The sequence below is a fragment of the Streptomyces syringium genome (assembly GCF_017876625.1).
In the GTDB taxonomy this organism is placed as follows: domain Bacteria; phylum Actinomycetota; class Actinomycetes; order Streptomycetales; family Streptomycetaceae; genus Streptomyces; species Streptomyces syringius.
Genome location: NZ_JAGIOH010000001.1, coordinates 4,215,104 through 4,231,680, shown reverse-complemented (window position 1 = coordinate 4,231,680; position 16,577 = coordinate 4,215,104). Strand labels below are relative to the sequence as shown.

Below are 16,577 nucleotides of genomic sequence, written 5' to 3'. Positions count from 1 at the left end.
ATCGCGCCCAACCCCTACGCACCCGACACTACGGAGGGATAACCTCCGTTACTGTCACGCCCTGTACCTGTATGGATTCGCACCCGGACGACCGACCGAGCGAGGACGACAGCCATGAGCAACGAGAGCACGCAGAGCGGCCCGGACACGACGGCCGCCGCCACGGCCGCCGAAGCGGCCCGCCGCTATTACGACACCGGGGACGTCGACGCCTTCTACGACGCGGTCTGGGGCGGCGAGGACATCCACACCGGCATCTACGCCCACGAGCACGAACCGGTGGCGAAGGCCTCCCGGCGTACGGTCGAGAAGGCGGCCGACAAGGTCGCCGACCGCCTGGGCCCGGGCAGCACGGTTCTGGACCTGGGCTCCGGGTACGGCGGAGCCACCCGCTACCTGGCGGAGCGCTTCCGGGGCCAGGTCGTGGCCCTCAACATCAGCGAGAGCCAGAACGAACGCCACCGGCGGACCAACGCCGAGCGCGGCCTCGACAACCTCATCCAGGTCGTCACCGGCTCCTTCCAGGACATCCCGTTTCCCGACGCCCACTTCGACGTCGTGTGGTCCCAGGAAGCCTTCTGCCACAGCGGAGACCGGGAAACGCTCCTGAGGGAGGCCACCCGCGTCCTCAAGCCGGGTGGCGACCTGGTGTTCACGGACATCATGGCGGTGGAGGACACCCCTACGGAGGCGCTGCGACCGGTCGTGGCCCGTCTGGAGGTGTCCGCCCTCGCGACTCCGTCCTTTTACCTCGAGCAGCTTCGTGAACTCGGCTTCCGGGGCGTCGAGTTCGACGACCGGAGCGAGCAGTTGCTCACCCACTATGTGCGCCTGACCGAAGAGACCAGCCGCCGGGCGGCGGAGCTCCAGGACGCGATCAGCCCCGCGTATGTGAAGAGCCTCCTGGAAAACCTGCCCCTGTGGGTCGACGCCTGCCGGAACAACCACCTCCGCTGGGGCATCTTCCACGCCCACCGCCCGGAGTCGTGAACGCGGGCGGGGCCTGCCTCTCCGGGCAGGCCCCGCTGTCACTCATATCCGGGAGCGAAAGGGTCAGTTGGTGACCGGCCACTCCAGCGGCGCCTTGTAGTAGCCCTGGCTCAGCTCCACTGCGGCGGCCTTCTGGCCCTCCGGGATGAGGAATGCGGTGCAGACCTTCTCGGACTGGCCGGGGCTCAGCTTCTTGGACGAGTCCGGCTCCGGGCAGTTGGGCCACTTCGCCGCACCCATCAGAACGATGAGGGCACGGGTGCGCCCACCTGCGTTGGTCTTCATGACCAGCTTGTCGTCCATGTCGCCGACCTCCATGGCCGTGCCGCTCTTGTGGGTGAGCGTCGACCAGACGTAGACGGGGATCTTCGGCCCGTTCTTGTCGTCCTTCTTCAGCCCGGAGTTCTCCATGTCGGCCTTGGTGCCGGTCTCCACCTTGGTCGGCGTGACCGTGTACTTGCCGTCCTTCGACGTCGTCTTGCTGCTTTCCTGCTCCGGGCTCTCCTCACCCAGACGGTAGGTCTTCTTCTCGTCCGACCCACCGGAGGCGGAGGAGTGGGAGCCGGAGCCGCCCTTGCCCCTCTTCCCCGAACCCGAGTCGTCGCAGCCGGTCACCGCCAAAGCCAGGGCAAGAGCCCCCACTGTCGCCGGCACGGCACGAGTCCACGTACGCATCTCGTCTCACTTCCCCGTTGAATGTCCCCGTTTGCCCGGCAGGGGGCGGCTCGCCCGCACCACCGGGATCTCGATCAGCCGCCGATCCTGCCAGAGGGGGGTTGCTTACGCGCGCAGCAGATCCGCTGCCGTGGCGACATATCGGGCGGTTTCCGCGTCACTGCTGACACGCCGCAGCCCGGCCTTCTCCAGCACCCGGCCCGAGGCCGGGTTCGGGAGTTCGATGTCGGCGTACACGGTGTCCACGCCGGGCGCGGTCAGAACGAACCCCGCCAGGGCCCGGGTGGCCTCGGTGGCGTACCCGCGACCACGCCGGGACGGGACGATCCCGTACCCGATCTCGACGGCCCGGTCGGCGGGCGGCCAGAACAGCCCTATGGCACCGACCACCAGGCCGGTCTCCCGCTCGACGATCTGCCGCTGGCCGTACGTCTCCCGCAGGCATTCCGGCTGCTCGGCGATGAAGCCGGCGATGGCACGGTCGCCCTCGGCGGGGAAGTCCTCCGCCCAGTGGGCGAGCCGGCGGGCGTCGATGACGGCGGCCAGCTCGTCGGGGGACCACTGCGTCAGTACGAGGCGCTCAGTGGTGAGACCCTGATCGGTCAGTGAGAAAGAAAAAGACACGCGACACTCCTGTTGGGTTCAAGGGCATGCTGATGACGGTCGGCTCGGCGCCAGCCATATTCATCAACCTCCCTTGCCGCAGCAGTTGGTCACGCACGTCACGTGCGGTCGAACTCTAAGGGCTGCCCCTGGCGTACTCCACAGGTTTTCACCGCATCAGCCCAAGTAAGGCTGCGGGCGCCGCTCAAGGAAGTGTGTGAGTCGCAGCCGCTGCGTGTGGTGCATGGGCAGCTCGGCAAGCTCTTCAGGGGCGACGAACCTGAGCTCCGTGGACTCGTCGGAGATGGCGAGCCGACCGCCGATGACAACAGCGGTGAAGCAGACGTTGAACTGGCGGCGCACCTCGCCGTCCGAGTAGGCAATGACATGGCGAGGGTCGGTATAGGTCCCGACGAGACCCGTGATCTCTACGTCCAGCCCGGTCTCTTCCTTCACCTCCCGCACCGCCGCGCCCGGTAGTGAGTCAGCCATGTCCATGCCGCCACCGGGGAGGGCCCAGAGATCGTTGTCCCGGCGGCGCTGAAGCAGGATGCGCTTGTGGTCGTCGACGACCACAGCGGATGCGGCGACGACCATGCTGTTCGGATTCGGTGCGTCCGGGTCGTCGTAGTACTCAGTTCGCATCGCTGACCTTCCCTAGCAAGACCCCCAGTTCGAACCACACGGTTTTTCCGATGCCGTAAGCCCGGGGATGCACGTCCCAAGCATCCGCCAGCGACGCCACGAGCACGAGACCACGGCCGGCCTCGTCGTCCCGCGAAGCGAGCTTCAGACGCGGCAGGTCGCGGCTCGCGTCGGACACCTCGACGCGCAGCCTGTCCGCGAGCAGCACACAGCGCGTACCGATCACTCGGCCGGGCGGCACGCGCGCGTGGACGCAGGCATTCGTCATCAGCTCACTGAGCAGCAGCACAGCCGTCCATGTCGTCTCGTCCGGGATCCCCCACGAACGGGACTGTTCCCGCAGGAGCACCCGGGAATGCCCGACGCTGCGCGGCGTGCGCGGCAACAGCCATTCGGTGTCCTTCGGTGTGACGGTACGGGCGGTCGGTGGCACGGCCATGGGTGAGGGGTCCTTGCTGTCTCACTCGGGAGCGGGAGAGTTCTGCGGTATTGGCTCAAACCCTCCTGGCCCCGCCATAACCTCGTGCAGTAGCGGCTTAGGTACTCACAGTTGTGTACCTGGTCGCTCACATAGAAGGGCGGGGCACCAATGACTGGTGAGACCTCTCAGCCGCCGACGGCTTGGCGGTACTGCGGAAATCAGATCAAGCTCTGGCGGACGCAAGCCGGCATCAGCCGCGAGGAGCTCGGTAGGGAAGCGGGGTACGAGTACGAGAGCGTGAAGTCGATGGAGCAGGGTCGGCGGCGGCCGGCGGTGAGGCTGCTCGAGGTCGCGGATGAGATGTGCGGGGCGCGGGGGTTGTTGCTTGCGGCGCGCGACTACTTGCAGCCGGAGAAAGTCCTCTCCTACGTCCACGACTACATGCGGTACGAGGCCGAGGCGATCGCCTACTGCGCGTACCACCCTCTGCTCATACCAGGCCTGCTCCAGACCGAGAAGACGATGCGGGCACTGTTCAACTGCCACTGGCCCCCCGTGGATGACGAGACAGTTGAGCAGCGGGTCGCGGAGCGTCAGGAGCGCCAGTCGATGCTGGGCATGCCGACGAAAACATTCGACTTCATCATCGGCGAATCCGCCGTGCGGAACACGCTCGACAACCGCGCGGCACACAAACGTCAGCTGCGTCATCTGCTTGAGGTGAGCGAGCAGCGCAATGTGACCATCCTGGTCATGCCGACAGAGGGGGCCCATCCTGGGCTGAACGGCTCGTTCGTCCTACTGGAGACAGCCGAGCACGAGCGTCTCGCCTATGAGGAGGCTCAGCGAACGAAGACCTTGTACGCAGACCCGCAGAGAGTCAGTGCCGTCACCAAGACTTACGCATTGATCGCCGCACGATCGCTTCACACCGAGGAGTCGGCGCGTTTCATCGCAAAGGTCGCCGCCGAGATATGAGCACCGAGCTGGCGTGGTTCAAGTCCAGCTACAGCGGCGGCGCTGGTGGCGACTGCATAGAGGTCGCCACCGGTTGCTCCACCGTCCACGTCCGCGACTCCAAGCACACAGACGGGCCCCAACTCTCCGTCCACGCCGCCCCCTGGGCGGCGTTCGTCGTTTACGACTCAGGTCACTGATCCCGACGCTTGAGCGTCGGGATTCGGGGGTCGGGATCCGAGCTCCCTATCTGTGGAATGGGTGGTGGGTGATACCCCACCACCCTCCCAACTGCCGTCCCCGCACGCATGGATGACAATTTGTGACCGAGTCGCCACGGGCCGCTGTCGCCGTGTAGCGTCCCTCACAACAAGCAACCCCCGCCGGTGCTAGCAACACCAGACGGGGGTCTGACCAATCAAGATCTGTAGGGGATCTCCTTGGCTACCGCCAACCCTATCGGCGCACCGCGCCCGCCCGCCATGGCATCACCCGGTTACGGCAAACGTTCCGCGCCGGACCAAGCACCCCGCCGCCGCGATGACTTCGCACACTTGCCCGAACGCGAAGCGTGCATCGCCTCGCACATCGACCGATTGCCGGACGGCGCCGCCATCGACACGAAGACCCTCGCGGCTACTCTGCCCGCCTACGGCCAGCAGGCCGTACGGTCCGGGCTCAACGCCCTCTCGCAGGCGGGGCACCTGCGGCGGGTGCGGGAGCAGGTCGGCGAGGGGCGTACGCAGTGGGTGTTCCGTACGTACTTCTCGCGCACCCCGCGCGGTGACGCCTGGCGGGCGACGTCCCGAACGATGCGCCGGACGACGTCGTCGATTCGCCCGTAGCGGCGGCACCGCGCCAACCGGTCGAGGTTCACCCGGACGAGGACCGGCCCCGCCCTGCGCGCACCGCGCGAGCAGCTCGCTCCGCCGCGTACGAGGCCCTCGCCACCCTCGGCCGCACCGACGTCCGCCTGACCCTCTCGGCCGCCGAGTGCGCTGCCCTGGAGGACCAGGCCGCCGAGTGGCTGGCGCGTGGGGTGACGCCGTCGGACTTCGCGCGGATCCTCACGGCCGGACTGCCGGACGTCGTCCACTCACCGGGCGCGCTGACCCGTAAACGGCTGATCGACAAGCTCCCGCCCGAACCGGTCCGCACCCCACAGGCCGCAGCCCCCGCCGCACCCCGCCGCCTCATGGAATGCACCGGCTGCCGCACCCCGGGCCGCCCGGAGGCCCTGCCGGGCGGCCTCTGCCGCCCCTGCCGTGGCGATCTGTCCGACGAACCGCCCGGCCCGACGGAAGCCGAGATCCACTCCCGGGTCGAGCGGCTGCGCGCCGCCGTCCGCGCAGTCCGTTAGGAGCCCGGATCAGCCGCACCGACCCGGGCTCGGTCAAACCATCGTCCACCTACTTCCGCAACAACTCCGCCGCAATGAACGACAGTTCCAACGCCTGGCTCCGGTTCAGGCGCGGGTCGCAAGCCGTCTCGTAGCGGTCCGACAGGTTTTCCTCCAGGACCTCCGACGCGGTGCCGCCCAGGCACTCCGTGACGTCCTCGCCGGTGAGCTCCAGGTGCACGCCGCCCGGGTGCGTGCCCGCCTGGCGGTGGACCTCGATGAAACCGCGCAGTTCGTCGACGATGTCGTTGAAACGTCGCGTTTTCAGGCCGCCGGAACCGGCGATCGTGTTGCCGTGCATCGGGTCGCAGACCCACAGCACCGGGTAGCCCGCGTCCCGGACCGCGCGCACCAGAGGCGGCAGGGCCTCGCGGATGCGGCCCGCGCCCATGCGGGTGATCAGCGTGAGGCGGCCCGGGTCGCGGGTCGGGTCGAGGCGGCGGCAGAGGGCGAGGAGCTCCTCGGGCTCCATGGTCGGGCCGACCTTCACGCCGACCGGGTTGTCGATACCGGCGGCGAATTCCACGTGCGCGCCGTCCAGTTGGCGGGTGCGTTCGCCGATCCACGCCATGTGGGCCGAGGCGTCGTGCCAGGCCGATCCGCTGTGGTCCCAGCGGGTCAGGGCCTGCTCGTAGGGAAGGATCAAGGCTTCGTGCGAGGTGAAGAAGTCGAAACCCTGCTGCTCCGGCGCACCGGGCTGGGTGCCGGGGCGCGAGGCCAGGTAGCGCAGGACGTGGTCCATGTCGTCGAGCAGCGCGGCGTGACGCGGGTCGGCGGACGCTGCCACGTGCTCGCGGTTCCAGGCGTGCACCTCGTCCAGCGTCGCGAAGCCGTCCGCGGTGAACATGCGCAGCAGGTTCAAGCTGGAAGCGGACCGGTAGTAGGCGTACAGCAGACGGTCGGGGTCGGGGCGGCGCGCCTCGGGCGTGGGCGCGCTGCCGTTGACCATCTCGCCGCGGTAGCTGGGCAGGAGCAGAGGGCCGGACGGGCCGTCGACGGGCTCGACCGGGTTGGAGCGCGGCTTGGCCATCTGGCCGGCGATGCGGCCCACCTTGACCACGGGCAGGCCGCTGCCGAAGGCGAGGACGCTGGACATCTGGAGGATGACCTTGACCTTGTTGTACACGGCGTCGGCATGGAAGGAGCCGGTGGACTCCGCACAGTCACCGGCCTGGAGGAGAAAACCGTCGCCCAGGGCTGCCGCGCCGAGGGCGGCGCGTAACCGGGCACTCTCCGCCGCGCTGACCAGCGGCGGGAGGAGGGCGAGCTGATCGATGACGGTATCGAGGGCGGCGGTGTCGGGCCATGGGGGTTGCTGGGCGGCGGGGTGTTCCTGCCAGGAGCCGGGGTTCCAGCCGTCCTGGGTGGTGGGGGTGGACGGGGTGCCGAAAGGGTTCGATACGAAGGTGAACGCGGTCATGTTCCGGTATCCGTTTCCTGTGGGGCAGTTGCCATGTCCGTCGGCCCGGCCCGCCGTCAGCGTTTCCGGTCGGCGCCGCGCGCGACGATCCTCATGCGCACGGTGACGACGTGCTCCCCGTCCGCGTCGATCACATCGCCGCGCACCCCGAGGGTGTCGCTGCCGCCCAGTGACCGGACCGACTCGACGGTGGTGACGACCGATACCCGGTCGCCCGCCCGCAGCGGACGGGTGTAGTTGAACTGCTGGTCGCTGTGGACCACACGGCTGTAGTCCAGACCGAGCTCCGGGTCCTTGACCACTTGGTCGGCGGCCCGGTGGGCGATGGTGAAGGGGAAGGTGGGCGGCGCGATCACGTCGTCGTGGCCGAGGGCGCGGGCGGCGGCGGGGTCGGTGTAGGCGGGGTGGGCGTCGCCCACGGCCTCGGCGAACTCGCGGATCTTCTCGCGGCTCACCTCGTACGGCGCGGTGGGCGGGTAGGAGCGGCCGACGAAGACCGGGTCCAGGGGCATGTCAGGCGCTCCGGTGATCGAGGCGGGGCTGTGGGACGGCCCCGGACGGTGGGGTGGCCCCGGACGGTGGGGTGCCCCCGGACAGCGGGGCGGTCGCGGCCAGCGGAGTCGCGGCCAGTGGAGTCGCCGCGGCCAGCCACTCCGCCTGCCATGCGGCGGCCAGCCGAGGCGCGCCGGGCCGGATGTCGGAACCCACCCACGCGGTGACCGGGCGGATGCCGTGCAGGGCGTTGGTGAACCACGCCTCGCGGCCGGCCAGGTCGGCCGGCACGGCACGGCGCAGGCGCACCGGGATGCCCCGCTCGGTGGCCAGCCTCAGCACCCAGGCGCTGGTGACGCCGGGCAGGACGCGCAGCGTGGGATCGACGGCGCAGAGCGCGTCGCCGTCCCACCACAGGAGATTGGCGGTGGCGCCCTCCAGGACCAGGCCGGAGGGGGTGGTCAGCAGTGCCTCGTTCGCCCCGGCCGCGATCGCGGCGGCCCGCAGCTCGCCGAGGTGGTCCAGGTCGGGGCCCTTGCGGCGGGGCAGCGTCCGCTGATCGCTCCGCCCGGAGACCCACACCTGCACGGAGCTGGTGCGGGCGGGGGCGGGGCGGAGCCGGAACTGGAGCCGTGCCCCGGCTCCGTCCGCCACCAGCTCCGCCCTGGGAAACCACTCCCCCGTGGCGGGCAGCCTGCTCAGCGCCGCCTCCCAGAACGCGTCCACCTGCTCGGCGGGCGGGCCGCCGGCCTCGGCACAGGCGGCCGCGAACCGCCGCCGGTGACCCTCGACGGCACGGGCCGCGCCCTCCTGGACGAGCCAGGAGTCGGCGGCCAGCAGCCGGGTGGCGACAGGGGTCCTCTCCTCCGTCAGCCGCCCCGAGGGCCCGGCCACGAATACGGTCGGCGTCGCTGTCGTGGTCATCGCAGACCGGGCGTCTCGAGGGCGCGCTCGGGGAAGGTCGCCCCGAGCAGCCGCAGGATGGGAGTGGCTTTGACGGCGGTCTCCTCGTACTCCTCCTCGGGGTCGGACAGCGCGGTGATCGCGCCGCCGACGCCGTAGCGGACCCGGTCGGGGGTGATGACGGTGGTGCGGATGGCGATGCTCAGATCGGCGGCGCCGTTGAGGGAGAAGTAGCCGATCGCGCCGGAGTAGACGCCACGCGGGCCCGCCTCCAGCTCGTCGATGATCTGCATGGTGCGGATCTTGGGGGCGCCGGTCATCGAGCCGCCGGGGAAGGCGTTGCGCACGCAGTCCACCGCCGAACCGGCGGCCTTGAGCCGGGCGCGGACGGTGCTGACGAGCTGGTGCACGGTCGCGTAGCTCTCGATGTCGAACATCTTGTGCACCGAGACCGAGCCGACCTCCGCGCACCGGCCGAGGTCGTTGCGGACCAGGTCGACGATCATGAGGTTCTCGGCGCGGTCCTTCTCGCTGGCCCGCAGGTCCTCGGTCAGGGCCCGGTCCTCGGCGGGCGTGACGCCGCGCGGGCGGGTGCCCTTGATGGGCTTGGACTCGGCGACCTTGTGCCGGTCGATGCGCAGGAACCGCTCGGGCGAGGTGCTCAGCACGGACAGCGCGCCGAAGTTCAGCAGCGCGGCGAAGGGCGCCGGGGACGTGCGGCGCAGGAAGCGGTAGCTGTCCCAGGGGTCGATCGAGCCCTCGGCGTCGATCATGTTGGTGAGGCAGACCTCGTACGTCTCGCCGGCGTTGATCGCCTCGTGACAGGCACCGATCAGATCGAGGTAGGCGCGCCGGTCGTGGCGCAGGCTCACCTCCAGCGACGCGCCCGGCTCGGCCGCCGTGGCATCGGCGCTCAGCCCCTTGAGACGGCCCAGCCGCTCGGCGGTGGCGTCCAGCCAGGTACGGGCCTGGGAGTCGTCGTCGGCGGGGGCGAGGGCGAGCAGGTGGGTGGTGGAGGTGGCGTGGTCGAACACCACCGCGCGGTCGGCGAAGATCAGGGCGCCGTCGGGATTGGGCGAGGCGTGGGCGGCCCTGCCGCCGCACTCGGCCTTCAGCTCGTAGCCCAGATAGCCGACCCAGCCGAGGGCGAACTCGAAGGGCAGCTCGGGGACCTCGACGTGCCGTGCGCGCAGATCGGCGTCCAGCCAGTCCAGGAACGGGGTGTTCAGGACCTCGGTGGTGCCGTCGGACTTCTGCCGGGTCACGGTGCAGTTCCCGACGTCGGCGAGCACCACCTCGGCCAGCGGGCCGGTGGCATCACCCATGACGGAGAACCGGCCGAGCCGCTCGTCGGGGCGGCTGCTGTCGAGCCAGTAGGCGTGCGGGGCGGCACGGAAGAGGTGGTCGTAGGCCACCTCGGGGTCCCACTGGGTGGGCAGCGCGGTGGCGTGCACCCGCAGCCGCGGCCCGGACACCGGTGCGGCCTCCGGGGCGTGGGCGACGGGCGCGGTGGTGTGACCCAGGGGCGCGGCCGACTGGACACGGCGGCGCCCCGGGCGTCCATGGCGCGCGGACAACTGCGCGAAGTTGGCGAGCAGTTGATGGCCGTGCTCGGTGCATATGGACTCGGGGTGGAACTGCACGCCCCACTGCGGGCGGGTGCGGTGCCGCAGCCCCATCAGGATGCCGTCCGGCGTCCAGGCCGTCGCCTCCAGCTCGTCGGGCAGGGCGCTGACGGCCAGCGAGTGGTAGCGCACCACCTCGAACGGCGAGGGCAGCCCGGCGAACAGGTCCGTACCGTCGTGCAGCACCGGAGAGGACCTGCCGTGCCGGGGCTCGGGCGCCCGCTCCACCGTGCCGCCGTGTACGTGGGCCAGGCCCTGGTGCCCCAGGCAGACGCCGAGCAGCGGCACTTCGGAGTCACGGATGATGTCGTGGCAGATCCCGAAGTCCCCCTCCCGCTCGGGGGTGCCCGGCCCCGGGGAGATGATGACGCTGTCGAACTCCGCCAGGTGCTCAGGCCGCCAGAGCGGGTCGTCGTTGGTGACCACGACGGGTTCGTAACCCGTGGCCTGCGCCACGTAGTGGGCAAGGTTGTAGGTGAACGAGTCGTAATTGTCCACGATGAGCGTACGCATACAAGGACTCTCCCTGGATGAATCAGCGGGCCGAATCGAGGCCGAAAATGTCAATGGCGGAGCCGACCTTCGGCCGACTATTCCCAGCGCAGAAAATAATTCACACGAAATTAACGACGGCGACCATGGCGCCGAATGGGACGGACGCACGGAAGACGACCATCCGGTGAAGTGACGGACCACGGCCAAATGGATGGGAAGATCACATCCAGGGGAAACCGGAAGCCATACATTCCGCTTCGACGACCCGGATGATCTTCGCGGCCCGGCGCGTCTCCCCCACCCGCCGGCCCCGCACTTCTCGCTGCTCGCTACTCGTGAACATGGCCCTCATACCCCCGTACCACGGCACTGTCCAAGCGGAGTTGACCCCTCGACCGCCCACCTCCCATGACGGGGCCCGGCGGTGACGGGAAATCAACCTAGCAACATCCGCAGGAAGTTTGCCCTAATGTGACGCACGTCATTTGATCCATTCCGCCAGGTCCGCAACGATGGCATGTTTCCAGTCGGAGCGGCCAAATCCGTACGTATTACGGACAGGTAACGGTGGGTTACATCGAGTGCTCTCGGACAGTTGTTGCGCACTCGCGAGGCCGCGTCTACGGTTGCTTTCGGGTACGGGGGCAACCATGGCCGGGGGACACGGCGTCATGGATCGAGACGGGGGAAGACGGCTCGATCCCGCAAGACGCAGGCGCACCTTCGATAATTCACTCGCGTAAGTCGCCAGCCTCCGTGCAACCTTCTGTGCGGCCCGGAAACGGGCGCCCGCCGCCGCGGGCTTCACACTCTGGAGCATCGATGTATCACGGGGCAGCAACGCAGTTACCCGGCGCCGCAACCGGTGCCGACTGGGTCGACGACACCTTATTGAGCGGCTCCTCGGACGACGTCTGCATCGTCCTCGACCGCGAGATCGACCGCGGCACCCTCCGACGGGCCGTGCGTGACTGCGAAGCCACCCTCACCGAGGCGGGGTTGAGGCCCGGCGGCACGGCCGCACTGCGGCTGCCGCCCTCGCTGGCGTACGTGGTCCATCTCCTCGCCGTCTGGCGGCTCGGCGCCCAGGCGGTGCTGCTGGACCACCGGCTCACCGTCCCCGAGACCGATCGCGCGCTGGACACCGCGGCGCCCCAACTCCTCATTTCCACCACGAAATCCGGTGGTGCGCTGCGCGGCTTCCACCAGGTGGACGTGGACCTCACGCCGTACCCGGGCCGGCCCGCCGCGACCGGTCATCTGCTCCTTCAGCTCAGCTCCGGGACGACCGGCCCGTCGAAGGCCATCGGCCGCACGGCCGCGAGCCTGACCGCCGAGCTCGACAGCTACGCGCGGATCGACGGCATGCCGGGCCCCGGCGGACGACTGATCGCGCTCACCTCACTCACCCACACCTACGGCCTCATGGGCGGGCTGCTGCACAGCCTTCACAACAACGTCCGCTTCACCCTCCCGGCCCGCACGACCCCTGCCGGGGTCATGGACACCGTCCTCGCGCACTCCGCGCCGACCATGCTCATGGGCGTGCCCGCGCAGTTCACCCTGCTGGGGTCGGTGGCCGAGCCGCCGCGCATGCCCCAGCTCGTCCAGGCGCTGTCGGGCGGCGGCCGGACCCGCCCGGAGCTCGCCGCCACCTTCGCCGACCGCTTCGACGCCCCGCTCGGCGACTGCTACGGCATGACCGAGACGGGCGTCATCGCCACCGACATGAGCGGCGCGATGCGCCCGGCGACCGGCTGGGCCGCCCCGGGGGTGCGCGTCCGCGTCGACGAGGGCGAACTCCTTGTCGCCACACCCGAATCGCCCTACCTCAGCGACCACATCGGTGACCTGCCGTCGGGCCGCTGGGCCGACGGCTGGCTGCGCACCCGCGACGCCGGAGCGATGGACGACATCACCGGCCTGATCACCGTGCGCGGCCGGCTCGACTCCCAGGTCTCCGTCCGGGGCCTGAAGGTCGACCTGAGCGAGGTCGAGGACGCCCTCACCGCCCTGCCGGGCGTGCGGGAGGCGGTCGTCCTGTTCGGGGACGGGATCAACGCCTACGTCGAGCTGGAGGACGCCACCACGCTCGACGGGATCGAGGAGACGCTCGGCAGGCAGCTCGCCGACTTCAAGCTGCCGCGCCGCTGGTACGTCATGCCGAAGCTGCCCCGGACGGCGACGGGCAAGCCACTGCACGACCAGGACGCCCTGCGGGCAGCCGCGGAGCGGGACGGGTACACGCGATGAATCACACGGGGGGCAAGGCGTGTTCGGGGGGATGCACGAGCTCAGGTGTCACGGGCTCACCGCGACGGGGCGGGGCCCGTCAGCACGACCGGCGCGCCCGTCGCGGCGGGTCCGGCGGCGGCGACGGCCAGCAGGTACCCGCCGGGTACCCGGGGGGCGGCCGTACTCATTCCCGGATCGCCCGGCACGGGTTCCAGCACGACCTGTGCGGGGTGGGGGGCGTCCGTGGGCGCATGCGTCCAACGCCCGTCCGGGTACGGCACAGGACGGCGCAGTCCGCCTTCGGATAGCCCGAGGCCGCGCACCTTCCCGATGGCCTCCTTGTGCGTCCACAGCCACAGGAAGGCGGCGGGCTGCTCCTCGGCCGCCCGGTCCGCGAGCCACCGGGCCTCGGCCGCCGAGAACCAGCGGCGTCCCAGTGCCACGGCCGGCAGCGGACGCAGGCGTTCCACGTCCACTCCCACCGGGCCCAGCCGGCTCAGCACCACCGCCACCGCACCGGCGCAATGGCTGACGCTCACGTGCACCCCCTCGGCCGCGCCGCCCAGCCGGGGACGGCCACCGGGCTCCCGCCCGATCCGTATCTCCCCCGGCGGCACCCGCAGGGCGTCCGCCGCCGCCTCCCGCACCAGCGGCGCGCTGTCCGGCCTCCGCTCCCGGCTGGGAGTCAGCCGGACGACGACCGCGGTGTCCGGGCCGACCGGCTCCGGGGCACCCGGTACCGCACTCGACACGACCTCACCCATACGTCACCCACCCACACGTGAACACACGCCCATAGGTCAGGAGTCAATCAAGTGAGCACCGAAACCCGCGAATTCGTTCTGGACGTGCTGCGCGAGCTGAACTACGAGGTCGACGGCGTCACCGACGCGACCCCGCTCGGCGACGAGGGCCTGGAGCTGGAGTCGCTCACCCTCGCCGAGGTCACGATGCGGCTGGAGGAGAAGTACGACGTCCAGTTCACCGACGAGGAGCTGGAGGGGCTGGCCAAGGTGACCCTCGGCGACTTCGTCTCCCAGATAGTCGACCGCGCGACCGCGGGCCAGAGCCGATGACCACCGCACCCGCCCTGACCAAGGAACTGCTGGTCGAGATCCTCGCCGAGTACGGGGAGCGGGAGGCCGACGACATCGCCGAGCGCGTGGACTCGCTGGAGCTGGCGTGGCTCGTCCACTCGCTGGAGGAGCGGTACGGCCTGGAGCTGGACCTCGACGACGTCCAGCTCGCCCGGATGACGACGCTGGACGCCGCGCTGGCCGTCCTCGGCGAGGTTCTTCCCTCCCCGGAGATTCCCTCTCCGGAGAGCGGTTCGGGCGACGGAGCCGAGACAGGGGGTGAGGGGAGTGACCGTAAGGCAGCGCAAGCCGCGTAAACCCGTCGTCGTCACCGGGCTTTCCGTGACCACGGCCTTCGGGCGCGGCCTCGAAGCACTGCGGCAGGGCCTCGCCGCCGGGCAGCCGGCCTTCGGGCCGGTCACCCGCTTCGACGTGGCCAAGCGGCGCGTGGACCGGGCCGCCACCCTGCCCGGCGACCCGAACCTCATCGACGAGATCACCGACGCGGTCACCCAGGCGATCGGCCAGGCCGGTCTGGGGGCCGATACGACGGCCCGCACGCCCCTGCTCTTCGCCCGGCACGCCGACCAGGTGCCGCCCAGGCTGGCACTGCCCGAGCACCACGCACAGGCGCAGCACACCAGCGGCACCGAGATCGCCGAGCGGTGCGGGCTGCGTGACGCGGCCCGTACGTACACCAACGCCTGTGTCGCGGCGAGCACCGCGATCGCGGACGCGGCGGCCCTGATCTCGGCGGGGCGCGAGGAGCGGGTCGTGGTGGCGGCGGGCTATTTCGTCGACGCCGACGCCTACGCGCTCTTCGACGCCGGACGGGCCCTGGCGGCGGACGGGCACCTGCGCTCGTTCAGCCAGGACCGCAAGGGGCTGCTGCTCGGCGACGGCCTCGGCGCAGTGGTCCTGGAGTCAGCCGAGGCGGCCGCCGCCCGGGGAGCCACCCCGATCGCCGGGCTCCTGGGCTGGGGACGGGCCGGGGACGCGTTCCACGTGTGCCAGCCGCACCCCGAGGGGCTCGGCATGGCCGCCGCCATCGAGGCGGCGCTCGGCCGTGCGGAGCTGGCCCCCGACCACATCGACTACATCAACGCGCACGGCACCGGCACCCCCCTCAACGACTCCGCCGAGACGGCCGCGATCCGGCGGGCGTTCGGCGAGGCGGCGGGGAAGGTGCCGGTCAGCTCCACGAAGTCGCTGCACGGCCACACCCTGGAGGCCTCCGGGGTCGTCGAGTTCGCGGTGTCCGTGCTGACGCTCCAGGAAGGAACCCTCCCGGTGAACGCGGGCTACCTCGGGCCGGATCCGGCCTGTGAGCTGAACCTGGTGGTGGACGCCCCCCAGCGGGTGGCGCCCCGGGCTGTGCTCTCCCTCAACGCCGCCTTCGGCGGTGCCAACACGGCACTGGTGCTCGGGGCGGTGGCGGCATGACGGAACTGTCGGTAACGGAACTGTCGGCAGCAGGGATCTCGGTCCTGTCCCGGGCCGAGTGGCCGGAGGCCGGGGACGACCCGGTCAAGGGGCCGCCGAAGCTGGCCGGGTTCGTGGTGTCGTCGTTCGCCCCGCTGGCCGCCGAGGCAGCCGAGCGCTGCCTCAGGCGCGCCTACGGCGAGCCGCCCGCGCAGCCCGGACGGGACCGGCGCACGGCCGTGCTCGTCGTGAGCAAGGCCGGTGACACCGCCACCGACCGGGCCGTCGCCAAGGCCGTGGACGCCGGCCGGTCCGTCCAGCCGCTGCTGTTCTTCCAGTCCGTGCCCAACGCCGTGATCGGTTACGTGGCCAAGCGCTGGGGCCTGGTGGGCCCCGTGGTGTGCCTCAGCCCGGCGGGCGACCCCGAACAGGAAGCGCTGGCGACGGCCGACCTGCTCCTGCTGGACGACGCGGCCGACGACGCGCTGATCGTGCTGCTGGAGCTGGCGTCGGAGGACGGCGCGCACGACACGGCCACGGCCCTGCTGGTCGGGCCGGGCCGAGCGAACGAGGTGGAAGCGTGAGTGACGACGGCAAGGAGGCCCCGGACAGGCTCCCGGGCAAGCTCCCGGACCTCAAGAGCGTCCGGGACCTCTCCGAGAACGAACTGACGGTGGCGCTGCGGCAGTTCTGGTGGCTGCACGACGCCCGCTGGTACCAGGGCGTGAAGAAGCGCTTCGGGCAGGAGGTCGCCAACGAGATCAACGCCGAGGCGCTGCGGTTCGTCGGCCGGCGCGTCGGCACCTGGTACGCCAACACCCACGGCGTACCGGACGGCTCCTCGCCCGCCGAGCTGGCGGAGGCGGTGGCGGGACTGACCCGCACGATGACGACCGAGCAGATGATGCGCAGCCACGTCGAGGAGATCGGCGAGGAGAGCCTGGAGACGGTCGTCACCGAGTTCTTCGCGCTGCGGATGCTCAAGGCCGCCCGCTCCCTGGAGGGCTACGAATGCCCCTGCCTGGACATGCGGGGCGGCTGGTTCGAGGGCCTCGGGGTGAAGGTCGAGGAGACCACCGTGGAATGCATGCGCACCGGGGGCAGCGCGTGCCGGTTCCACACGGAGGTCCGCAGAGAGCCGCACACCGAGGCACAGGCGACGGCACACGCCGAGGTTTCAGCAGAGCTTCCCGCAGAACAGGCGAGTTGACGCGTACCG

At 70.5% G+C, this 16,577-nt stretch carries 20 protein-coding genes; 11 read left to right on the top strand and 9 right to left on the bottom strand.

The window, feature by feature from the left end:
* Positions 1-114: 114 nt before the first annotated feature.
* Complete coding sequence (locus JO379_RS18820) at positions 115-990, top strand: SAM-dependent methyltransferase (protein WP_130878335.1); 876 nt, start codon at positions 115-117, stop codon at positions 988-990.
* 63 nt (positions 991-1,053) lie between these two features.
* Here the strand turns inward: JO379_RS18820 and JO379_RS18815 are convergent, their stop codons facing one another.
* The 4 genes from JO379_RS18815 to JO379_RS18800 all read right to left on the bottom strand — a co-directional run bounded on the left by JO379_RS18815 (position 1,054) and on the right by JO379_RS18800 (position 3,352).
* Positions 1,054-1,644, bottom strand: coding sequence for a hypothetical protein (locus tag JO379_RS18815; protein WP_242626100.1), 591 nt, complete (start codon positions 1,642-1,644; stop codon positions 1,054-1,056).
* A gap of 126 nt (positions 1,645-1,770) precedes the next feature.
* Positions 1,771-2,289: a GNAT family N-acetyltransferase gene (locus JO379_RS18810; protein WP_242626101.1), complete on the bottom strand. Its 519-nt coding sequence runs from the start codon at positions 2,287-2,289 to the stop codon at positions 1,771-1,773.
* Between the two features lie 156 nt (positions 2,290-2,445).
* Positions 2,446-2,913: an NUDIX domain-containing protein gene (locus tag JO379_RS18805; RefSeq protein ID WP_130878337.1), complete on the bottom strand. Its 468-nt coding sequence runs from the start codon at positions 2,911-2,913 to the stop codon at positions 2,446-2,448.
* Positions 2,903-3,352: an ATP-binding protein gene (locus JO379_RS18800; protein ID WP_130878338.1), complete on the bottom strand. Its 450-nt coding sequence runs from the start codon at positions 3,350-3,352 to the stop codon at positions 2,903-2,905. Before JO379_RS18800 ends, JO379_RS18805 begins: the two co-directional genes overlap by 11 nt.
* Before the next feature lie 150 nt (positions 3,353-3,502).
* Here JO379_RS18800 and JO379_RS18795 point away from each other — a divergent pair, with 150 nt between their 5' ends.
* The 4 genes from JO379_RS18795 to JO379_RS33960 all read left to right on the top strand — a co-directional run bounded on the left by JO379_RS18795 (position 3,503) and on the right by JO379_RS33960 (position 5,651).
* Complete coding sequence (locus JO379_RS18795) at positions 3,503-4,312, top strand: helix-turn-helix domain-containing protein (RefSeq protein WP_209515982.1); 810 nt, start codon at positions 3,503-3,505, stop codon at positions 4,310-4,312.
* The gene (locus JO379_RS18790) at positions 4,309-4,491 is read left to right on the top strand and encodes a DUF397 domain-containing protein (protein WP_209515979.1); all 183 of its coding nucleotides are present in this window, start codon (positions 4,309-4,311) and stop codon (positions 4,489-4,491) included. The genes JO379_RS18795 and JO379_RS18790 overlap by 4 nt, the downstream gene beginning before the upstream one ends.
* Positions 4,492-4,845: 354 nt before the next feature.
* The gene (locus JO379_RS33965; protein WP_307842057.1) at positions 4,846-5,136 is read left to right on the top strand and encodes a hypothetical protein; all 291 of its coding nucleotides are present in this window, start codon (positions 4,846-4,848) and stop codon (positions 5,134-5,136) included.
* A 194-nt stretch (positions 5,137-5,330) separates the two neighbouring features.
* Positions 5,331-5,651 (top strand): hypothetical protein, encoded by a 321-nt coding sequence (locus JO379_RS33960; protein WP_307842056.1) that lies wholly within the window; start codon positions 5,331-5,333, stop codon positions 5,649-5,651.
* 49 nt (positions 5,652-5,700) lie between these two features.
* On the opposite strand, the gene JO379_RS18780 is transcribed toward JO379_RS33960, so the two are convergent.
* From JO379_RS18780 to pabB, 4 genes are read right to left on the bottom strand one after another with little or no spacing between them, the layout of a single operon-like run.
* Positions 5,701-7,110, bottom strand: coding sequence for a class II 3-deoxy-7-phosphoheptulonate synthase (locus JO379_RS18780; RefSeq protein ID WP_209515976.1), 1,410 nt, complete (start codon positions 7,108-7,110; stop codon positions 5,701-5,703).
* 56 nt (positions 7,111-7,166) lie between these two features.
* Positions 7,167-7,622, bottom strand: coding sequence for a MaoC family dehydratase N-terminal domain-containing protein (locus tag JO379_RS18775; RefSeq protein WP_209515973.1), 456 nt, complete (start codon positions 7,620-7,622; stop codon positions 7,167-7,169).
* 1 nt (position 7,623) lies between these two features.
* On the bottom strand, positions 7,624-8,526 hold the full coding sequence (locus JO379_RS18770) for an aminotransferase class IV (protein ID WP_209515970.1): 903 nt from the start codon (positions 8,524-8,526) through the stop codon (positions 7,624-7,626).
* Positions 8,523-10,643, bottom strand: coding sequence for an aminodeoxychorismate synthase component I (gene pabB / locus JO379_RS18765; protein ID WP_209515967.1), 2,121 nt, complete (start codon positions 10,641-10,643; stop codon positions 8,523-8,525). Before pabB ends, JO379_RS18770 begins: the two co-directional genes overlap by 4 nt.
* 873 nt (positions 10,644-11,516) lie before the next feature.
* Here pabB and JO379_RS18760 point away from each other — a divergent pair.
* Positions 11,517-12,878, top strand: a complete 1,362-nt coding sequence (locus JO379_RS18760; RefSeq protein ID WP_245381493.1) for a class I adenylate-forming enzyme family protein — start codon at positions 11,517-11,519, stop codon at positions 12,876-12,878.
* 56 nt (positions 12,879-12,934) lie between these two features.
* Here JO379_RS18760 and JO379_RS18755 read toward each other — a convergent pair whose 3' ends face one another.
* Positions 12,935-13,624, bottom strand: a complete 690-nt coding sequence (locus JO379_RS18755) for a 4'-phosphopantetheinyl transferase family protein (protein WP_209515961.1) — start codon at positions 13,622-13,624, stop codon at positions 12,935-12,937.
* A 51-nt stretch (positions 13,625-13,675) separates the two neighbouring features.
* On the opposite strand from JO379_RS18755, the gene JO379_RS18750 reads away from it, so the two are divergent.
* Genes JO379_RS18750 through JO379_RS18730 form a run of 5 tightly spaced genes read left to right on the top strand, consistent with a single transcriptional unit; the run spans position 13,676 to position 16,568 of the window.
* Complete coding sequence (locus tag JO379_RS18750) at positions 13,676-13,936, top strand: acyl carrier protein (RefSeq protein ID WP_130878348.1); 261 nt, start codon at positions 13,676-13,678, stop codon at positions 13,934-13,936.
* On the top strand, positions 13,933-14,253 hold the full coding sequence (locus tag JO379_RS18745; protein ID WP_209515959.1) for an acyl carrier protein: 321 nt from the start codon (positions 13,933-13,935) through the stop codon (positions 14,251-14,253). Before JO379_RS18750 ends, JO379_RS18745 begins: the two co-directional genes overlap by 4 nt.
* Positions 14,225-15,379, top strand: a complete 1,155-nt coding sequence (locus JO379_RS18740; RefSeq protein WP_209515956.1) for a beta-ketoacyl-[acyl-carrier-protein] synthase family protein — start codon at positions 14,225-14,227, stop codon at positions 15,377-15,379. Before JO379_RS18745 ends, JO379_RS18740 begins: the two co-directional genes overlap by 29 nt.
* Positions 15,376-15,942, top strand: a complete 567-nt coding sequence (locus tag JO379_RS18735) for a hypothetical protein (protein WP_130878349.1) — start codon at positions 15,376-15,378, stop codon at positions 15,940-15,942. The genes JO379_RS18740 and JO379_RS18735 overlap by 4 nt, the downstream gene beginning before the upstream one ends.
* Positions 15,939-16,568 carry a hypothetical protein gene (locus JO379_RS18730; protein WP_209515953.1) on the top strand — a complete coding sequence of 210 codons (630 nt, stop codon included), beginning with the start codon at positions 15,939-15,941 and terminating at the stop codon, positions 16,566-16,568. The genes JO379_RS18735 and JO379_RS18730 overlap by 4 nt, the downstream gene beginning before the upstream one ends.
* Positions 16,569-16,577 lie beyond the last annotated feature (9 nt).

Excerpts from the sequence above, each read along its gene's own strand:
- JO379_RS18820 (WP_130878335.1), top strand. The coding sequence starts at position 115 with ATGAGCAACGAGAGCACGCAGAGCGGCCCGGACACGACGGCCGCCGCC.
- JO379_RS18805 (WP_130878337.1), bottom strand. The coding sequence starts at position 2,913 with ATGCGAACTGAGTACTACGACGACCCGGACGCACCGAATCCGAACAGC.
- JO379_RS18800 (WP_130878338.1), bottom strand. The coding sequence starts at position 3,352 with ATGGCCGTGCCACCGACCGCCCGTACCGTCACACCGAAGGACACCGAA.
- JO379_RS18795 (WP_209515982.1), top strand. The coding sequence starts at position 3,503 with ATGACTGGTGAGACCTCTCAGCCGCCGACGGCTTGGCGGTACTGCGGA.
- JO379_RS18790 (WP_209515979.1), top strand. The coding sequence starts at position 4,309 with ATGAGCACCGAGCTGGCGTGGTTCAAGTCCAGCTACAGCGGCGGCGCT.
- JO379_RS18780 (WP_209515976.1), bottom strand. The coding sequence starts at position 7,110 with ATGACCGCGTTCACCTTCGTATCGAACCCTTTCGGCACCCCGTCCACC.
- JO379_RS18775 (WP_209515973.1), bottom strand. The coding sequence starts at position 7,622 with ATGCCCCTGGACCCGGTCTTCGTCGGCCGCTCCTACCCGCCCACCGCG.
- JO379_RS18770 (WP_209515970.1), bottom strand. The coding sequence starts at position 8,526 with ATGACCACGACAGCGACGCCGACCGTATTCGTGGCCGGGCCCTCGGGG.
- pabB (WP_209515967.1), bottom strand. The coding sequence starts at position 10,643 with ATGCGTACGCTCATCGTGGACAATTACGACTCGTTCACCTACAACCTT.
- JO379_RS18755 (WP_209515961.1), bottom strand. The coding sequence starts at position 13,624 with ATGGGTGAGGTCGTGTCGAGTGCGGTACCGGGTGCCCCGGAGCCGGTC.
- JO379_RS18745 (WP_209515959.1), top strand. The coding sequence starts at position 13,933 with ATGACCACCGCACCCGCCCTGACCAAGGAACTGCTGGTCGAGATCCTC.
- JO379_RS18735 (WP_130878349.1), top strand. The coding sequence starts at position 15,376 with ATGACGGAACTGTCGGTAACGGAACTGTCGGCAGCAGGGATCTCGGTC.